2 protein-coding genes are annotated in these 21,511 nt (G+C 53.9%); one reads left to right on the top strand and one right to left on the bottom strand.

Annotated features, from left to right (window positions below; all coding sequences use genetic code 11):
* Positions 1–14: 14 nt before the first annotated feature.
* Entirely contained in the window at positions 15–305 is a 291-nt protein-coding gene (locus ABD971_RS06205) for a hypothetical protein (protein WP_339941257.1), read from the bottom strand.
* A gap of 49 nt (positions 306–354) precedes the next feature.
* Here ABD971_RS06205 and ABD971_RS06200 point away from each other — a divergent pair, with 49 nt between their 5' ends.
* The gene (locus tag ABD971_RS06200; RefSeq protein WP_345320417.1) at positions 355–21,486 is read left to right on the top strand and encodes a tandem-95 repeat protein; all 21,132 of its coding nucleotides are present in this window, start codon (positions 355–357) and stop codon (positions 21,484–21,486) included.
* Positions 21,487–21,511: the final 25 nt, after the last annotated feature.

Genomic DNA, 21,511 nt, shown 5'->3' with positions numbered 1-21,511 from the left:
CGTCCTTCAAAATGTCAGGCTGGCGTTATCGCCAGCCGAGTTGCAACGCTATGCACCAACAATCCGATTTGCAGGGTGGTAGCGACCGGTAAATTTAATGTGAGGGATTCTGAGAAAGTAAAATCTTTCTCTACCCCTCTGCTGGAATTAGCCTCTTCATTAGCCGTATTCCATTCGGACCGCGCCCAGGGGTGGGCGAGGTTGAGCCATAATAACGCGTTGTGAACTTGTTTAGCCGTCGAGAATTGACCCCAGCTCGACATTGACCCCGGCTCGACACCACGCATTTCATTTTTATTTTTCACGACGATCCCCACATTCCTTTTAATACGATCCCTCGAGGTTCGGGCGAACATGACTCAGCGACGAAACTTTCGCAAATCCTCCCCGCTGTCGAAGAAAACTTCACGTCGTTTGCATCACGAGACGCTTGAGCGTCGCGAGTTGTTGGCTGCGTCGTTAGGAGCCTCTGACACATCGCCCGAGTTGATTGCACTGGCAGCAAATTCCGGTGAATTGTTTGACCTTGAGGACAATAATGTCTTGAAGGCTTCGCCAACCGAGTTGACGTTCCGCTTTGACGGAGGTCAACGACTCGACCCCAACACGTTGTCGTCAATTCGCTTTACTGCGGCAGGAGGCGATGGTTCATTTAGCGAAGGCAATGAAGTTTCAATTGTTCCTGGCTATCTCGGGTTCGAAGACGAGAGCGGAACTCGAATCGTTGTCGCCCGATTTGCAGAAACTTTGCCCGACGATCAGTATCTCGTTCAAATTGCTGGGTTCGATGACACCAATCAGGGGATCGTTGGTCTAAAGAACAATCTTGGCGAATTGCTGGTGCCACCTAATCCAGCCGATCCTGATCGTCCGTTTCAGGATATTCGTTTTGAAGTTGAGGTTGGACCTCGTGTGGTAGCCGTGGTTCCGCAACCAGTAGAAGGTGTGGGTGCTGCGCGGACGCAACTGCGTGACACTGTATATGTTTACTTCAACAACGATCCGCTATCGAACCCGTCAGCGGGGCCCATTTCGACCAGCACTTCGTCGCGAAGTGTGGTCAATCCAACTTTTTACCAACTCGTCTTTAGTCAACGAACCGTTGAAAACACCGACGACGCGGTCTATAAGCCTAGCAATGTGGTTTATGACCCCGCGCTGAACCGTGCCGTGTTGACGTTTGACGCGGATTTGTCGAAGTTGCCAAACGACGCCAGTGGAAATCTAGGGCCAATCTCGACCAAGGGTGCAGGCTCGTTCCGATTGCGGATTGGCAGTGGCGAAGCATTGCCGTCGGCGCCTACCTCGATAACTAGCACCAGCGATGCTGGCGATGTATTCGCTGGCGCGATGCCGTTGTCGGTTTCGTTTGGCAATGGCACCGATAGTGTGGTCATTGACGGTGGCATGATTCGCTCGACGACCGATATCATCCCGAGTTGGCCTGGTGCGGGCGATGTAAGTGGCATTCGCGATAATCGACGTGATTCGGCAACCGTTGGCCGTTACGATACCAATACCGGTGTTGATGTTTATTTTTATAACTTCGCCAATCGTTATGGAGTTGATCCTCAGAACAATCCTCTGGATAACGCGATCACTGAAGCCCAGAAACAACGTGCGCGTGAGGTTCTATCGCTCTATGCCGATCGGCTTGGCGTTCAGTTCATTGAGTCAGAGAATCGTGGGTTGCAAATCGTCACTGGCGATTTACGCGCGATCGCTGATTCTGCCGATACTGGGGGTGGTGATACACCGTACAGCCTGTATCGAGTCAACGATTTTGATCCCACGCAAGGCGTCTTAGTTTTGGACGCTGGTGAAAACTGGTTCGATGGCTACGGACTGAGCCCTGACGGTCGACCCGCGTGGTTTGTCGAGGCCGTTCGTGGGATCGGCTCACTGCTAGGCATTGGGCCTGCGTTTCACTTGCCGCCAGGCTCGGGAGCCGGGGGATCATCACCGGACGAACCCAATTCGTTGGCGTTCACCGATTTCTATCCCAATTTGCCAGTTGAACCCGATTTCTTAGCGCAAAGTGATATTTCGGTTGGTCAAGCACTGCATCGGCCTGAGAGTAACGATGTCGACTTTTATTCATTTTCGGTAACCGAAGATGGTCGCATTACCGCAGAGACGTTCGCCCAGCGATTAGAAGATGGCAGCCTGCTTGATACCCATTTGACACTTTACCGTGTGGTGGATGCGGCGACTCAACAGTACGAGTTAGTGGCCAGTAATGGGGACTTCTACGGTAACGACTCGCTGATTGGCTTGGATATCGTGTTGCCAGTGGATAACACCGGAGCCAAAGTCCCTTCCACCTATGTACTCGGTGTCAGCTCCGTTGGAAACGAAAGCTACAACGGCAATGTCAACGGCAGCGGATTGGGAGGGCGAACCGAAGGTTCTTACCAACTCCGCGTCACTTTCGTCGGTGAGCGTGGGGCAACGATCACCGATACTAACAACAGCCGTTTGGATGGCGATGCTGACGGCAAAGAAGGCGGTAATTTCAACTTCTGGTTCCGTGTTGCAAATGACACGCCTACCCCCGCTGTCGATGAGCCTCGCGTAATCTTTGTTTCCAAGGACGATGGGACAGCCTTTAATAGCGGCACGCTTTCTTCACCACTTCGCACGATTAGTGATGCTTTTGCTAAAGCACGCCCGTTTGATATTGTGCGATTGTTGCCCAGCGGCGGTGGTGATGGATTGATCCAAACCGTAGGCGATAACTTGGCCTACGAAATTGGAATTCATCCCAGCAAGGGGACGCTGGAGGACGGGGCTGATTTCAAGGTTCCCCAAGGGGTGACCGTGATGGCTGACGCGGGAGCCATCTTTAAGCTTTTCAAGGCGAAAATTGGGGTCGGAAGTGAATCGACCGACGAGGATCGATCGCTAGCTGCATTCCAAGTCTTGGGGACGCCCCTGCCGTCCAATGCGGCGGGAGATCCGTTGATCCAAAATGCCGGCACCGTTTATTTCACCAGCTACGATGATGAGTCATTGGGCGTCGATACAAATGTATTGAATTCCACACCTGCTCCTGGGGAATGGGGTGGGATCGAATTTCGAAACGATTTTGATTACTCCGAGGGTCGCGGCGTTTGGGAAACCGAAGGGATCTTCTTGGATTATGTTTCGCATGCAACGATCACCTATGGTGGCGGCAGTCTAACGCCAAACACACCGATTGTTACTCCGGTCGCGATGTACGAAAGCCGGCCTACGGTGATCTACAACACGATTACCGATAGTGCGGAAGCCGCGATAAGCGCTGATCCGAATAGTTTTCTCGAGACAAACTTTCACGCGCCGACCTATCAACGCGTCCAGGCGTTTACGAGCGATTACGATCGAGTCGGACCCGATCTCGTTGGCAATGTGCTCAGCGATAACAGCATCAACGGATTGTTTGTGCGGGTGCGAACGCCCGCAGTCGGTCAGCTTGAACCGATGACCGTTAGCGGACGGATGGATGACAAGGATATTGTTCACGTCATCAGCCAAGTCTTGGTATTGCAGGGAGAACCAGGCGGACCGATTCTGTTGGAAGACAAGCCGAGCGTCCGCAGCGTCACGTTGTCCGATGCCACCGGCGGTACGTTGGTTCCTAACACGCCGTACAGTTATCGGTTGACCTACGTCACCGAAGAGGGCAACGAATCGCTTGCGAGTCTTGATACAACCACGCGTCCTGCGGGATCGGGCGGAGCAATTGTGCTGAACAATTTGCCGGCGGCACCGGCGGAATTTGCCGGTCGGCGGTTGTATCGTTTAGACCCCGTGAGTGGCGATTATGTCTTTGTGACGCAGCTGAATCGTAAAACCAGCAGCTACACCGACCGAGGCGCTACCCGTGGCGGATTATTGCCAACGCACACCATCGGTAACGCAGCACTGCTGCCTCGCTTTAATGCGCGACTATCCGTTGATCCAGGTTTGGTGGTCAAGCTGCAAAGTGCACGAATTGAAGCGACATTTGGTGCGGATTTTTACGCTGAGGGTACTGACGGAAATCGGGTGATCTTTACAAGTCGTCTGGACGACTCGTATGGCGCCGGCGGAACGTTTGACACTAACGACGATGCCGATCTCGCCAGCAGTGGTGTTCCAACGCCTGGGGATTGGGGCGGTTTAGTTTTCCGACAAGGTTCCACCGCTAGTCTCGATTTTGTTGAGATTGCTTACGGCGGAGGGACCACTCCGATCGAAGGTGGATTCACCGAGTTCAATGCTGTTGAGATTTTGCAAAGTGATGTGCGAATCGCAAATTCGACACTGCGTCGCAATGCCAGCGGTTTCGTAAGCCAGAGTATTCGGGGCGGACGCGGATTTAACGACGATTCGACCATCTTCGTTCGTGGTGCTCAGCCCACTATCGTGGACAATGTGATCACTGACAATTTGGGTGCGGCAATTAGCATCAACCCGAATGCTTTGAATTTTGAAAGCGTTCTCGATCAAGGTCGCAGTACCGGACCGATCAATATCGTCGCGACGGACTTAGATAATCAGGGCCCATTGGTTTCCGGCAACGAACTTGATGGGAACATGATTAATGGGATGCGAGTTCGTAGTGAGATTCTGACGACGGAAAGCGTTTGGGACGACACCGACATTGTGCATGTTGTGGAAGGCGAAATTGACTCGCTTACCCATGCTTATCGTGGCGGATTGCGATTAAAGAGCGATCCGAACCAAAGTTTGGTCGTTAAGTTCGGTACCGGCGCGACTTTGGTTGGCGGTGGTCGGACTTTGGATATTAACGATCGAATTGGCGGAACACTGCAAGTCATTGGTTCGCCCGGCAACCCTGTGGTCTTGACCAGTCTCAATGACAACACTGTCGGTGCTGGCTTTACGCCCGACGGCGTCGCTCAGAACGATACGCTTAATACCGGCAGCGATGTCAACACAGCTGCAGCGGGCGATTGGGCTGGCCTGGAAATTCAAGCCTTGGCAAACGACCGCAACGTTGCCTATGTCCTTGAGCAAGAGCGTGCGGTGCCCTCGGCAATTCTGCAAAATGCATCGGCTAGTATTTTCAGTAGTGAACTCGTTGGGACCTTGGCCCGGCACCAATATGCTGGCGACGAAAATGAACGGCTTGGTTTCAACATTCGAGGGACGTTGGCAGCTAATAACGATGTTGACGTCTATCGCTTTAACGCCACCGGCGGGACCGAAGTCTTTGTTGATATTGATGACACCTCGTTCGGTTTAGATACCGTGGTGGAGCTGATCGATGTAAACGGAAAAGTTTTGGTCCGCAGTGACAATTCGTTTGCTGAATCACGCAATCGTTCACTTGTTTATATCGACCCATCCTTCCCTGCTGGAAGTGTCAATCCGCTTTATCGTACAGGCGACGGGGCCGTCGAGTCACCAAACGCGTTGGATGCAGGGTTCCGCGTGGTGCTCGATGGATCTACCAGCCAACTGAATACCTATCGCATCCGCGTACGAAGCGCCAATGCGAAATCGGCCGGTCAGTATCAGCTTTCGCTGCGGCTTCGCGAGGCGGATGAGGTGGCTGGGTCGACGGTTCAGTTGGCCGATATTCGTTACGCAACCAATGCCATAACGCTCGCTGGAGCACCGCTGCATTCCCCGTTGACTGGTGATGCAACGGACAAGCTACGTAACGGCGCTGCGTTGTTTGACCCCACTCCAAATTCGCCTAATAGTGGCGACGAATTTATTCCCGAAGATGCTCAAAATCGACTCGGATTCAACTTTGGACAAGCTGATCCGTTGGGGAATCTGTTGTCCACCGATCGCGGGTCGCTTGTCGTTAGCGGGATGATCGGAAATATCCCGGACATCAATCAACTTGTTCGAATGGAAGACGTCGATGTCTATCAAGTCGATTTGCAGGCGCAGCAGATTGCACCGGATGTTTTTGACAGCGAGAATCGCTTTGTCACCACTACGTTTGACGTCGATTACGCCGACGGATTGGGCCGGGTCAATACGTCGCTGTCTGTCTATGACTCGCAAGGTCGCTTGATTTTACATAGCCGCGACTCCAATATTGCGGACGATACCGGACGTCCGCTCAAGGGCGACGACGCAACCAATCTGACCGGCGGTTCTGTCGGAACGCTCGACGCTTACATCGGCCCAGTGGAGTTGCCCGAAGGCCGATATTACGTCGCGGTCAGTAGTGCGATGGCAGTGCCTGCAGCGCTGAACCAATTCTTCTCGCCCAACGCCGTCAACAACGATGTGCGTCTGATGCCGATCAACTCGGTTCGCCGAATTGCTGACGAGGCGTTTGACGGGACGCTTACAGCGTTTTTTGATGCTGATTTCGAAGAGCCCTTTGTTGACCAATTCGCCAATTACACCGCCGATGCATCGGTGATCGAATCGTTGTTCGACAAAGATTCTTTCGTTCCGTACACGCTTGATGATATGCGTTTGTTCGTCAATTACGACGATGGATTGACCGGAAGCAATCGCAGTACCCTTGTCAGTTTCAATCCGTTTACGGGTGTATTGGAACGGACCATCGGCGATTTCGGTCCCGCTACTCGCGATCTTGCGATGCGTGATGATGGAGAGCTGTTTGCCTACAGCACCGCTCCGCCCACGGGCAATAGTACCAACGGTAATATTGGGAATTTGTTGAATATTAGTTCGCTCGACGGTGCCGCAAACAGCATCGGCGACGACGGTCTAACGTTCCAACGTAATAACGCCAATGTCACCGATCTTGAAAATGATGACAACGCTCAGTTTATTGTCGAAGCAATGACTTATCCGTTGCCGAGCGCCTTCCTGAGCAGTGAGTTTGATGGGGGCGTAAACAACAGGAGTGCACCCACCGATGGCGAAAGTTTTTTCGCGGTGGGATCGCGTGATACAAGTGGACGAGGTGAAGTTCCCTTCGGACTACGGACAAACTTGCTATACGAGATGCAGACCAATAGCGGTGAAGCGTTAAGTAATGGGAGCACCAATAATAATCAAGATCGCACCTTTACCGGCACGTTCCCCTATTCAACGACGCAAGGACCTGCATCGGATGAATTTGAGCTTGGTGTGATCGACACCGGGAATATTAACGGTTTAGGCGGCGACGGCGGTACGATCACAGGGATTGGCTTTGTACCCAACTCTTCTAGCAATTTCTACGCCGTAACGAATTTGGGTGGAGTTCACCTCGTCAATCCATTCACCACAACTGCGGCCGATTCGGCAAGCCCTGCGGCGGGTTACAACAGTGTGATTCCAACCACGTTTTATGGTGTCGTGCCGATTGATCCAACGCATGCCGCTTCGACTGGGCAGACTTTCCCGCGGTTTACCGGGATGACAATGGGACCGCAACGTATCGAAGGGCAAGCCTTTCAGTCCACCATGTTTGCCACGACCGACGACGGTTGGTTATACGCCTTCAAAATCGAAAACAATAAGATCGTTCCCGCTAACGTCTTCTTTAATGGTCGTTCGGCACTTGCACTGACTACTTATACCGGCATCTCCATTTCGGATTCTCCGACGGGGTTGGCATTCAGTACGCTCGAAGCGAGTCCATGGCACCAAACCAGTGATCGTGGAAATGAGTTTGGCCATGGTACCGACCGCTTTGTTGACAACACCCGGATCCACGAAAGCGGCGGCGACAGCCTGTATTACGGTTTCGAGATCAATGGCAACGCCGCGAATAACACGATTGAACGTCCTGATGGCGACAATCTCGGAACGCTTGCACCGGGCGGTTCACATGGCAGCGTCATCTCGCGTGGCTTTTCGCTTGAAGGATATAGTGCCTCGGACAAACCAACGTTGTACTTCACCTACCGCATGGAAGTCGAAGGCGACGACGATTACAACCCTGACGCCAACGGTCGATTACAGAACGACAGCTTCCGTGTGTTCGGTTCCGGCGACGACGGCAAATGGGTGCTGTTGGCGACCAATAACAATTTCCGTGAACTGCCACGTGCAGACGAATACGATTATTTCAACGAGTCCGGGATTCCGGTTCAAGAGTTGTTTGATGACGCCGACGCATGGCGACAAGCACGTGTCGATATCGCTCCGTTGGCTGGCAGCAAAAACGTGCGACTGCGTTTCGACTTCTCCACCGCCGGTGCGATGCGAGCTCAATATGACTCGTTCGAGCTTGTCGCTACCGACGGCAGCCGTTTGCGCGACCATCAAGAGTTCTCGATTCTTGACAATTCCACCGCGCAAACGGTGTTCTTTGAAAACATTATCGGTAAGGACATCGTGCTGCCTGCGGGTTCGGCACTCAAGACCGGAGATTCATTCTCCGTCCAAGGGCCGGCGGTCAATGGCGTCCCACAGCTTGTCACGATCACGTTCACCGATACGGCACCTGCGGGACCGGGCGAAGTTCTGTTCAATCCTTCGCAAACCGCAGCCGAAGTCGCTGCCGAAGTCTTCAAAATATTGCCAAAATCGCTGCAACCCTACAACGAAGGGGCGGGAAGAATCAGCCTGCTGGCTGCATCGGCAGTGACCATTTTTGGTGATTCCCCGGTGGCCCAGTCCAATCCGGTTCAGGTCGAAGCGACGGCGACGGAAGTGATTGTTCCCGATGGCAGTAGCGTTGTTGCGAACGAGCAGATCACGTTCGAAGGTGAGACAACATCGACGACGATTCAGCTTGTTACTGCGGCAGGAACGGTAACGGATCCAGCGGTCATCGAGATCGTATATTCACCTACCAACACCGCGGTGCAGATTGCAGAACGTATTCTCGCAGTGCTGCCGACGGAGCTTGACGCGGTTAGCCGCGGCGATGGCACGATCACGTTCCTGGCGCCTGTCTTGCCGACACTGGGTACTTTGACCAGTGGAAACACGATTACGACGGATGTTGCGATCAACGAGAACCGCTTTGCGATCTCGTTACCCGACGGAGACAACCTCGTCGATGGTGAAGCTTTGGACATTGTTTCGCCAATGGGAGTTACCACTCGCATCACCTTTGTGAAATCCCCCTTCGCTTCTCCGGGGCAGGTCAATTTTCAGGATGGTGAATCTGCTCAAGTCATCTCGGAACGTTTGGTCCGCGCATTGCCTTCCGGACTTAGCGCGTTGCTTGACTACGGCAATAGCGGGGATGTGCTTGTCAACGCGACCTCCGTTAGCAGCGTCACGAGCGCCGCGGCGATTGGTACTGCCTCGGTTGCCGCTCTAAATATCGGGGTGCCCAATGGTGCAGGACTCATCGATGGTGAAGTGATCTCGATCAATGCGCCGGGGAACCCGACGATCACATTCATTCAGAGCACGGGAACAGCGCCTGCCGGCCAGGTCTATTTCCAACCTGGCGACAACGCAACAACCATTGCCAATCGCGTGGCTGCGGCATTGCCAAATAATGTGGACAAGATCGTTAATGGGACCCTCGTGACGTTCTATGGTGCTACGAATGCTTCGTCCAATACCGCGGGCTCGAATATCAATTTAGGTCCACGTCCCGCTCAAGAAGTTCGGCTGCCCGCTGGGGTGAGTTTGACAGATGGTGAAACGCTGACATTGGTGGCATCAGGAGTCACCACGGTCATTACCTTCAACAACTCAGCCACTGCACCAGGACCTTTGGAAGTCAACTATCAAACGACCGATACCGCCGCGCAAGTTGCGTCAAAATTGCTAGCTGCCTTACCAACGTCCTTTAATGGATTGATCACATTCTCGGATCCGACGCGAGTTCGACTCTTGGCGACGAGCGCCACCGCCGGGGCTGTAAGCTCGCAGATAACGGTCGCGACGACGGTCTTTAACGATACGACTGTCTTGAATCTCGGGATTGCTGACGGCATTAATCTCGTCGATGGCGAAAGTATTACCGTATTTGCAGGAGGTCGGTCTGCACGATTTACATTTATCGAGTCTGGCTCCGGGACCACGCCTGGCTTTGGTTTCACGCCGATCATCTTTGACGATACCGATACCGCAGCCGATTTGTATGGGCAAATTATCAGCATCCTGCCAGTGGAAATGCAGGCGTTTGTCGATATCAACGGAAATGGTATCAACGTGGCTCGCGGTGGTTTCCCGTTTGCATTCATCTCCACTGGGGCGTCTTCGTTCACAATCGCAACCGAATTGGTCAACGAGACATCGGTGCCGATCACGTTGCCTGAAGGCTCGCAGATCGTTGAAAATGAAACGATCAATATCCTTGCCAAAAACGATGTTCTTGGCACCAATCGGTTGACGTTCAAATTCGTAACCGCTGCTACCGCTACCGGGGCATCGACGGAAATTGTCTATGACCCAGCGTGGTCGGCAGCGGAGGTTGCAAATGCCGTTCTGGCGGCGTTGCCATTGCGTTTGCAAGGCTATCTCGAGTCGAATCAGCAAATCAATTTGCTGAATGCTTTGTCGGTCACTTCAAGTCCCGGATCGGCGATTGTTGGATTTTCAACGAATCGATTTAACGCGATCCCCGTGCAATTGTCCGCAGATATGGACAGTTCCCAAGTTGCGCAGCGATTGCGTATTTCCTTGGCCGAAGGCTTGGGGCGACTTGTCACAACCGATGGCAGTAACAATGCCACCGCGGATAACTTCAAGCTGTACGGCGACGACCGCATTCGTATTTTCAATGCACAACCGGTCAATACAGGGCCCTACGGAAGTTCGTATTACGACCGTCTTGGCAATTTCTACGATTCGCCGCTACCCGCGGATGAATTTGGCGAACGCCGATCGAGTAGCGTGAGTAATGGGGCACGTGAAGTGAACAGTGCGTCCAACAACGTGGTCGAAGGCATCTACATCGATGATATTATCGTCGGTTTCGCCGAACGTGGCGAAATGGTGATGAATGCACCGAACAACAATACGACTTTTGTATTCAATCCGGAAACGTTGCCCGATTCGGACCCTCGCGCCATCCAGCCCGAACGACAGAATGAAACGCTCGTCGGAAAATACTCTTTGGAAATACGTACCAGCGATGAATATGGCGTACCCGAAGATTATGATCCCATCAATTTGAAATTGGACGTCACTTCGAGCTCGGGGCGAACGTTTGACACCAACGATCGACTTGATGATGAAGCCGTCACCTTGATCGTGCAGGCCGGTATCGACATTGTCGATGGCGACACGTTTGTGATCAGTGATGGAATTCAGCGTCTGACCTTCGAGTTCAACGCCATTACTGATACGGGGCCATCAAGCGTTACCCCAGGCAACGTGCCGGTACAATACGATGCAAGTGGCCGAGATCCAGGTTTGGTTGCTCGAGCGGTTCGCAATGCGATCAATTCGTCTCAGGTTCAGAATAGTTTCCAATTGACTGCGGCAACCGGAGACAGCCGTGAGGCTGGGAATTCGTCGGGTGCGTTTGTTGAGTTATTCGGCAACGGTATTACGGTGAATCCCGGAAAGGGACGATTCATCAAAATGGACTTGGTTGCCGAGGAAACTTTCCAAGGCCGCGAAACCGCGATGACGATTCCGGTGATTGATCATGTAGCCGACACCGTGACCGAGGTGAATTCACCCAACGCGTTGGCTCGATCCGCCGTCAGCGGCTATGCGGACGGTACTGCAGATGTGTTGGTCGGTGTAGGCAAGATTGGTGATTACGTCACCACCGGCGAACAATTCGAAGATGATCCCGTCATCATTAATTATGTTCCGCATTACGATACCGATAGTGTGCGTATCTACTTGAAAGCGGGCCAGACGGTTGATATTGACGTCGACAGTGCGGGTTGGACGCGAGGTTACGAAGTCCTTGACCTGCCCGTCATTAGTGTCTTCGAAGCTTCGCTGCCAAGTAATAATTTCAGACCTAATCGACTCCTTCGCACAAGTCTGCACACGCCAAGTTCGGCTCCGGGTGAGTCCACTGCAGGTGCGTTTGCGTCCTTCACGGCTCCCGCTGACGCTTACTATGACGTAATGGTCAGTAGTGCGAATGTTTGGAGTAACACGTCGCTAGAGATTCCATTCTTCGCTTCCGCGGCTCTGCTTGACGGTGAAACCTTCTTGATTGATGTGGGCGGCGAGCAAACGAAGTTCCAGTACACGACGGTTCCAGGATCGTTTAGCCCGAACAAGCTGATTCTTATCGACCTGGCCGATACACCTGAGGTGATCGCTCAGAAAACTCAGGCAGTGATTGCCGCCGAGGTGGCGTCGCTCAATCCGACCGTCGAAGGCGCGTTTGTTGATCTCGGAGACGTTGATGGCATAACGACCATCGTCGTCGACTTCTTCACAAGTCCACTATTCGTGGAAACTCGCGCCGCCGACTATGGCGAATACGCTTTGACTATTCGTCCAAATGCTGCCGCTTCTGCCGAGATCCCAGATCGCGACGTGGTGATGGTCGATTACCAGTTTGGTATCAGCGATAAAAATCGATTGGAAGACCAGGGCCAGATAATCATCTCGAGCAACTTCATCAGTAACTCGGGTAATTATGGTATTGTTGCTGCTGCCGGGGACCGGACTCCAACGGGGATGCCTCAACCCGGTTCGGCTCGCCTGCTGCGTAATGAAAATACGGGGCAATTGATCCCCGGGGCCGTGATCGCCAATAACGTCGTCCACACGTCGGGGACGGGAGGCATTCTGTTCTCCGGTGACACTCCAACAGGCACCGAATATGCCGCTCCGGTTCCCTTCGGGCGTTTGTACAACAACACGTTGGTGAATTCCGGTGGTGGGTTGGGCATTCGTGTCGAAGGCTCAGCGAGTCCCACGCTACTGAATAATATTGTTTCCGGATTTAACACCGGGATCAGTGTCGATGCTTCGTCGCGAAACGCAGGAACCACCGTGGGTGCGAATGTGTTCCATCAAAATGCGACCAACTCGACGCTGCCTTTGGCGTCTTCGTCGATCGTGATTGGCAATACGACAGCGCTGTTCCAAGACCCGGCTCGCAATTTGTATATCCCTGCCTTTGGTTCGCTGGTGATCGACAGTTCGGTTGGATCGTTGCCTGATCGTTCGGACTTTTTCCAGACCGTCAAACAGCCTGTGGGGATTAGTCCGTCGCCGATCATTGCTCCGGCGTTTGATGCCTATGGTCAGCAGCGTGTCGACGACACCAACGTGCAGACTCCAGGTGGTGTGGGACTGAACCCGAGCATCGACCGTGGTGCGATCGATCGCGCAGATGTCGAACGGCCGAAGGCGATTTTGACGAAGCCTCAGGATGCGGTTGGAGTGATTGTTGTGGGCGGCGACGGTGACGTCGATGAATCCTTTGTTCGCTTGAGCCAAGGCACTGTCGAATTCTTCGAAGTCCAACTTCGCGACGATGCTGGCACGGGACCCGATCCCGCGACGATCACCAACGAGTCTGTGTTGCTGACGGAAAATGGCCGTCGCATGGTCGAAGGCATCGATTATGTGTTTGGCTACAGTGCCAACAGTCGATCAATTCGCTTGACGCCGCTGGCGGGATTGTTCCGCAGCGACGCGGTGTACGAAATCACGCTGAACAACAAACAGCGCACCAGTTTGCAGTTGGGGGCGGGCGATACAATCACAGATGGCGACCAGATCGTGATTACGGATGCGTCTGGAGCTCAGTCTGTATTTGAGTTCGAAAGTGGATATGTGTTCTCGATTCCACAAAGCAATTTGATCACCGTCCGTGGTACCAACGCTGTTTTCCAAGACCAACAAACGTTCTCGATAATCGGCCCCAGTGGGCAATCTCGGACTTTCGAGATCAATACTGCCGGTTCGTTTAGCAGCAATAACGTCGAAGTCAATTTGAAGAGCGGTGGAACGGTTAAAGAGGTTCGCGATGCAATCGTGGCTGCCTTGAACCGTATACAAACGGGAACCTCGATTACTGTTGCCGAGTTCCTCGAACTCGAACCAACGACGATCGGATTGGCAAGCAATCAGTTGCAGCTTGGGACCAAGCAAGGGCACATCGTTGCCGGTACAGTAAATGGGCTCGAGTTCTCTGGCGTCGCGGCAAGCGTTCGTGAAGGTGAGAGTCTGACGTACACTGCAGGAACGGAGTCGGTAACGCTTCAGTTCACTTCGGATCCAATGTTCTTGTCCGATCCAAGCAAGATTGTGTTTTCGGCGAAAGACACACCTTCGGATATCGCGACAAAAGTCGTTGCAGCATTCGGCAATTATCCCGCGCTTGGTTTGGGCGCGAGTCAAGCAATCGACGGTCGCGTGGTCCTAGGTGGCGGTGTTAGCGACACCCTTACCTTTGATGTGGCCGCCAGCGACACCAATCCAAGTTCTTTCACATTAGAAGGTGTCCCAGGCGTCACCGGCGCGTTACGGATGACGATTCCGGGCACCGCCACAGGTTCTTCGCTAGATGGCAAACGATTCATTGTCACCGTAGATGGTGTTCCGGTTACGTTCCAATATACGACCGATCCGACGCTAACGAGTGCCAATCGACTTATTCTGCTCGGCGGGCTTGCCACCCCCAACCAGATCGCTGCTTTGACGGCGAGCGAGATCGATGCCACATTTGGTGCCGACTTGAATCCGTCTGCGAACGGAGCGGTTGTGCTGCTGGGTGAACAGTTGGAGATTCCTGCTGCTGGAGTCTCTCGATCGCTTGCGTCGATCAACCCTGTGGACAGCGGCGTATCGGTTGCTGGTACCAGCGGTGGAGCAATCCCTGTCGCCTTCTTGCCAACCGACCAGTTCCCGGCCTCGTCGACCGCCGCAACCCTGCAAGCGGCAATTCGCAAAGCCACATTGGACGTTAATACGTTCTCGCCAGGCGGGGGGACGCTGCTGATTGAAAAAGCCGCGTCGATTCAAAGTCGTTCCGGTGGATCCGCTCTCGTTGATTTCGGTACCGTCGTTCCCGCAATAGCCGATCTTGCTGGCAACCCGGTTTTGGAAACTCGTGTCAACGACGAGACCCGTTTTACGATCATTATGCCAGATGTTCTGTTCGATCTTGGCGATGCTCCAGTTACGTATGGCACCTTGTTTGCCGACAACGGTGCTCGCCACACTGTCGGCGGCGATCGCACACCACGGTTAGGGCAGTTCCTCGACACGGAAGCCGATGGGCAACCGACTGCGGGGGCCAATGGCGATGACCAACCCCTTGTCGTGAATGCCATTGAATCCGGAGGAATCTTTGACATTGATGCATCGGCCGCCAACACGATTACGATTAGTGTCAACGCATCGACGCCGACCACGGGTCAGAAACTGCAAGTTATCGTGGGCGGATCTGTGACGACGTTCGAATTGATCAAAGCGACTGACAATGCTCAGGATGGCAACGTGCCTGTGATCATCACCGCGACTGACACACCTGCGGAGGTTGCTGCCAAGATGGTGACTGCGATCAACGGTCGGATTGCACAAACAGGCGATTCGTTGCGAGTTGCCTTGAAAGCCAAAGCAAGCCCATCGGATCCTGCGGTCGATACATTCGAAATCACCGCAGTTGATGACGAAGATGGTGTTTCCATCGGAACGTTCAACGCGCCCGGGGGAATCACTTTGAAAGTATTCACCACGCCTGGAACCGACCCGAATGCTGTTTCGCCAAGTCAGGTTCTAGGGTTCGTTAATCCGTTGGATCCTGCCGGATCCGTTATGGCAGTCACCGCAACGGGGGCTGGTCTAGTCGATGGTTGGATTGACTTCGACCGCGACGGTATCTTCCAGAGCAACGAACAGATTCTGACGAATTCACCGGTGGTCAATGGCATCAATATGGTCTCGTTCTTCGCTCCCGCGTCGGTCGCGGCACTCGGTGCCGGCGACACGATCATGCGACTGCGAATTAGCACCGGCGGCAATCTCGGTCCTGTGGGAGTATCGGTCGGAGGGGAAGTCGAAGATTACGTAGTTTCGGTGCTGCCAGTCGCCCTTCCAATCCCGATTACTGACTCTTATACCGCGACTGAAGATATTCCTTTGGTTGTGGATGGAGGTGCCACGAGTCAGTCGTCATTATTTGACAATGATATCGGTATCGGTGGCCAGATTTTGCCTGTTCGCTATTTTGTCGGCGAGCAACCTGCTCACGGTACCGTGGTGGTCACGAATGAATTGACGGGTGAGTTCACCTACACACCCGAAACTGATTATTACGGCGAAGATACGTTCACGTATCGCTTGAGCACTCAGCAGAACAACAGCCCTAATGCGGTTTCGTTGTCGACGTTTGCAACAGTAACCATCAATATTGCACCAGTGAACGACGATCCCGGAGCGTCGAATCAGAACTTTGTCACTAGTGAAGAAACGACGTTGCGAATTCCAGCATCCGCGCTGCTAAGCGGTGCCACTGGTCATGGCGATCCAGCGATTCCAACTCCGCCGTTTGACGAGTCAAACCAAAACTTACGAGTGATCTCGATCACCGGCGGCCGCGTTGCAGGAGATCCAAGCTCAGGCACCACGATTTCTCAATCAAACGCAGACACGGCAGCAATCACGGTCGAGGGCGGGACGTTGACCGCCACGTTTGCGGTAGATGGTTCGTTAACTGAAGTTCAATACACACCGCTTGCAAACTTCAATAGCGACAACTTGCCGTTGTCCGGTGGCGGACTGCGATTAGACGAATTCCTGTTCACCGTCGAAGACGATGGTGTATTAGTAACCGATTCGGGCAACGTCAATTCGTCAGCAAAAACGGTAACGGCAACCGCTTCGATTCGGGTCACGCCACAGAACGACGCACCGTTCTTGGCGACTGACTCCGTCTCGATCGACAATCCTGCCTATGTCAACTACTTCACCTCGCGTGGCTTGACCGCTCCGGTACCTACCGAAGATCAATCGCTGGTGATTCCAGCGGCCTTCTTGCTGGAAAATGACTCGAGCGGACCGCTTGATGCTGCGGACGAAAATCAAGCTATCCGTGGCAACGACGGCGTGATCCGTTTGATTAACCCCGTCGCCTTGGTCGATCCGACCCTGGGAACGTTGACGCTGGGTGCAAACGGCGACTTGTTGTTCACACCCACCGCAGATGTTTATGGACAAGTGTTGTTCACCTATACGGTGATTGACCAAGGGGTCAACGAAGCGGTCGATGGAACGCGAACCAGTGCTCCGCTAACATCCACCGTGACCTCGACGATTTTCCTCGAACCCGTTAATGACGTTCCGGTTGCATTTAACCGTTCGTTGACCTTGGACGAAGTTGCTGAACCCGCCGGTCCCGCGGTATTGACGTTCACCGCAGCCGATCTGATCAACGGCAAGGTGGGCGAGCAACCGAATCGTGGCGGCAATTTTGCAGCCTCCCTGCCCGCTCCGTACAACGAGACAAACCAAGCTCTTCGCGTGGTTGCGTTCGCGTCAAACTCGAACACCGTTGATGTGAACAGCTTGGCGGGCGGAAGCGGACAATTGACGTTGACAACCGGCATTGGTGGGATCCTGACTTTCGATTTCACCAACGGTGCCTTTGTCAGCGGAACCTACGCACCGCCAGTCGATTACAACGAGCGAACGCCGTTCAATCCGAACGACTTCTTCACCTACACGATTGCCGATGACGGAGCGACCGTGTTCGGCGGTGGCATCGCGGATCGCGATCTGGTCGATGAACGCTCGACGACCCCGGCGACGGTGACGTTGACGGTGACCGAGACCAACGATCCTCCGGTTTTCCAAACGATCCCGGTTGTCGATATGCTCGAGCGTGACGATTCACTCTCGACGACGATTCCCGCATTTGTGTTCAATCAAGCCGCAGGTCCTGCAACTGCGCTTGATGAAATTGATGTTCAAACGTTGTCGTTTACCATCGTCGATTCGCTTTCAACCGTTCCTGCGGGATTGATGTTGCAGAGCCCACGTGTGCTGGCCGATGGCAGTTTGGAAGTATTCCCCGCCCCCGACCAATTCGGTACGGCAACGTATGTCGTTCGAGCGACCGATGCGGAACCGAATAACCCGGCGTTCAATGATCCACGCTCGACCGACAAAACGTTTGTCTTGAATGTGCGGCCCGTTAACGATGCTCCGCGATTGAATGCGAGCGTGCTCGGCACCAGCGGCCGGGTAGTGCCTACCGGCCCGAACCCGATCATCGACCAAGCTTATGCGGTCGGTTTCGATGGCACGATCACTTACACGCTTCGCGAAGACAACACGCAAGCACTCGGAGACACGTCGCAAGCGTTCTTTATTCCGATCAACCGCCCGGCGGCAACATCGGGGTACAGCCAAATCGGATTGTTGGATGTCTTTACACCGGGGCCGGCTAATGAAGTTGCGGCACTGCCTGGGGGATCCCAAACACTCGAACTGTTTGATTTCCCTGAAACCACTGCGTTGGGCGGTCAATTGACGAGCGTCTTTAGCGGCGGTGTGTTGATTGGTGTGAACTATGTTCCCCCTGCCAATTTCAATAACGCGATTGGCTCTGCCGACACGTTCACTTACACCGTGCGTGACAAGAGTAGCACAGGCAACGAAACCTACTCGCTTGCCGCGGGATCACTGGTACCGGATCGCTTGACATCGATCAATCAAGTTCGGTTGAATTTGAATCCGGTCAACGACCGTCCCGAGTTTGAGATCAGTCGCCCCAATATCGAGGTGCCTGAGGACGGAGCGGCCGTCACGATCAATAACTATGCGTTTAATATCAACGCGGGACCTCCGTTTAACGCGTTTGATGAAATTGACCCCAATACGGGACAAGACGTCACGTTTACGGTGACGGCACTCGGTTTTGCATCGGATCAAGCGGCACAGTTCTTTTCTCAGTTCCCATCGATTGATTCAAATGGTCGCTTGACGTTCCGTCCGGCAGCCAACGCGTTTGGCAAATTCCAGTTCGAAATTGTTGCTACCGACAATGGGCCTGGGAATGCTACCCGAGGCGACTTGATTTCGTCGCTCGCCAAAACGATGACGATCGAGATCCAACCGATCAACGATCCGCCCCAAATCGACCCCACCGTGAGTCCACTTCAATTCACGATGCTCGAAGATGGCGAGGTCGAAATTCGTGTTCGGGGCGACAGCACTAACCCAGGTTTGTTGGACGTGTTTACGGTTGGACCCGCGAACGAGGCCTCCAACGTTACCCCAGGTGGAAATCAAACCTTATCGCTTGGAACCCCGATTCCGGTCACTTCGCTCAACGGCGGAACGTTGACGCAAGTGCTGGGCGGCAGCGGCGAAGTGGTCGCACTTCGATACAAACCACGTGCGAATTTCACCGGTAACGACGCGATCATTTACACCGTTTCGGATGACGGCGTGACGGTCGATTTTGGAACGGGTGGTACGGTTCGTAGTAACCCACGGATCGCGTCGAATACCGTCGCTATCAACGTTCTGCCCGTCAACGATGCACCGATCTTTAGCGGTGCGGGCGACGTGGTTTCGATCGAAGACCAGGACACGGGATTGGGACGAGGCGTCGTACGGGTTCCAAATTGGGCAACCAATGTCCAAGCCGGACCTGCCGGTGCCACCGACGAACTCGAAGGTGCCGGAGCGATTGAAGCTCAGCAGACCGAGTTTGTCATCACGCAGATCAGTGGAAATACTTCGCTGTTCTCGGTCGCGCCCAACGCGATCATCAACGGATCGTCTGCGACGCTGGCCTACACGTTGGCACCGGATGCCGCAGGGCAAGCGGTCTTTACGGCACAGCTTCGTGACAACGGACCGTCCGACGCTGCGATCGGTGACGACGCCGTTGGGGACACCCAAACGTTCACCATTAGCGTGACGGCCGTTAATGATCCGCCAACATTTGCAAACGCGGGCGATGTCACCGTGGACGAAGATAGCGGACCGTATAACGCCGTGTGGGCAACGCAGATCTCGCCCGGACCTGCGGACGAGAGCAGCCAAACGGTCGTCTTTAACGTGACCGTGCCCGAAGCTTCCAAGTCACTGTTTGCGTCGCTTCCGGTGATCAGCGAATCGGGCGTGTTGCGATTCACTCCGGCCTTGAATGCCGTCGGAGCGGTGACCGTGGTTGTCAATGCAACCGATTCCGGCGAAGCAATCTCGCCACCGGTTTCGTTCCAGATCAAGATTGGCGAAGTCAACGACCCGCCACGACCATTGTCGGATGTTCTGGACCCGTCGGACGAAGACACTGTGCTGACGATTTCAGCAGCCCAGTTGCTCGCTAACGATGGTGATCCCGATCTGCAGACCAACCCCAACGAATCGTTGACGTTGGTTATGCCTGCGGAATCAACCTCGGTCAGCGGAGCGACGGTGAAGTTTGATGCCGCGACGCAGACGATTACCTACAACCCGCTGAAAGCATCGGTGTTGCAGGCTCTCGCGCCCGGCAAGAGCTTGACCGACTCGTTCTCGTACACAGTGCGTGACGCCGCGGGCGTGGTCAGTGCTCCGGTGGTGGTTCGCGTGGTGATCAATGGAATTAACGACGCTCCGACCTTGGTGGCGGATAATCCAGTGCTTGCAGCTTCGGGATCTACCGTCATTCGTCCTTTGGACAATGATTCGGATATCGACGGTCAAATTGACCCGGCATCGGTGCGTCTCGAATTGCAGCCTGTATTCGGCTCGGTGCAAATTGATTTGAATGGAGTGATGACTTACACGCCATTCGCTAGTTTCTCAGGTAAAGACACGTTCTCGTACTCCGTCGCAGACAACCTTGGACTTCGTAGCATTCCTGCTGTGATCACAATTGATGCAAACCCGGCTCCGATTGCCAAATCGGATGTGGCAGGCACGTTTGTCGACGAAGCGGTAGTGATTGACGTTGCCGCGAACGACAGCGACGAGAACGGAACACTGAACCTTGCGAGTATTCGAATTGTCTCGGCCCCAGGTCGTGGCGACGCAGTACCGCTTGCCGATGGAAAGATTCGCTACATCCCCGCGACCGGTTTTGTCGGACGTGATTCGTTTACCTATTCGATCGCGGATAACGAAGGTCGATTCAGTACGCCTGCGACTGTCAGCGTTCAAGTTGTTGCGAGCCGACTGCAAAATCCAAATGATTTTTCGGACGTCAACGCCGATGGTGACGTTTCCGCGTTGGATGCATTGTTGATCATCAACAAACTGATGCTAGCCGGTGGCAACGTTTCGAGTATCCCGGTTCAGCCCGGTGATCGAGGCCCGAATTACTTTGACGTCTCTGGTGATCGTCAAATCTCGGCCTTGGATGCGTTGCAAGTTATCAACCAATTGATGCTTCGCGGTCCGGTACCGGCAAGCGGTTCTGGCGAGCTGGCACAAGGCGAGAGTATCGCTGCGGCTTCGGCCACGGCAACTCCGCTGGCGCTGATGACGAGCGAGACGGTGGCAGTGATGGCCGAGCCTGATTCTGCTTTCGCACTCGCCCCACGTCCTGATAAATCGGTCGCAAATGTAGCCGACAATTCCCCAGCGGACGGGGTGTTTGATTCAAGTGTGGATCTGGATGCCTACGATTGGATCGACAGCGATGCGGTCGATTTGATTGCCGACGAGCGAGAAGCGGACGGCTGGGCAGATGATGCCGTTTCGGCACTCGATTCAGCGTTTCTCGATTTCGAGTGATACCGCAAGGATTCGCGTTGATTTA

Origin of the sequence: Novipirellula rosea (genome assembly GCF_039541335.1) — a bacterium.
Lineage (GTDB): Bacteria > Planctomycetota > Planctomycetia > Pirellulales > Pirellulaceae > Novipirellula > Novipirellula rosea.
This window is presented reverse-complemented; position numbering and strand designations above follow the sequence as displayed.

Coding starts and splice junctions, on each gene's coding strand:
- ABD971_RS06200 (WP_345320417.1), top strand. CDS start 355: ATGACTCAGCGACGAAACTTTCGCAAATCCTCCCCGCTGTCGAAGAAA.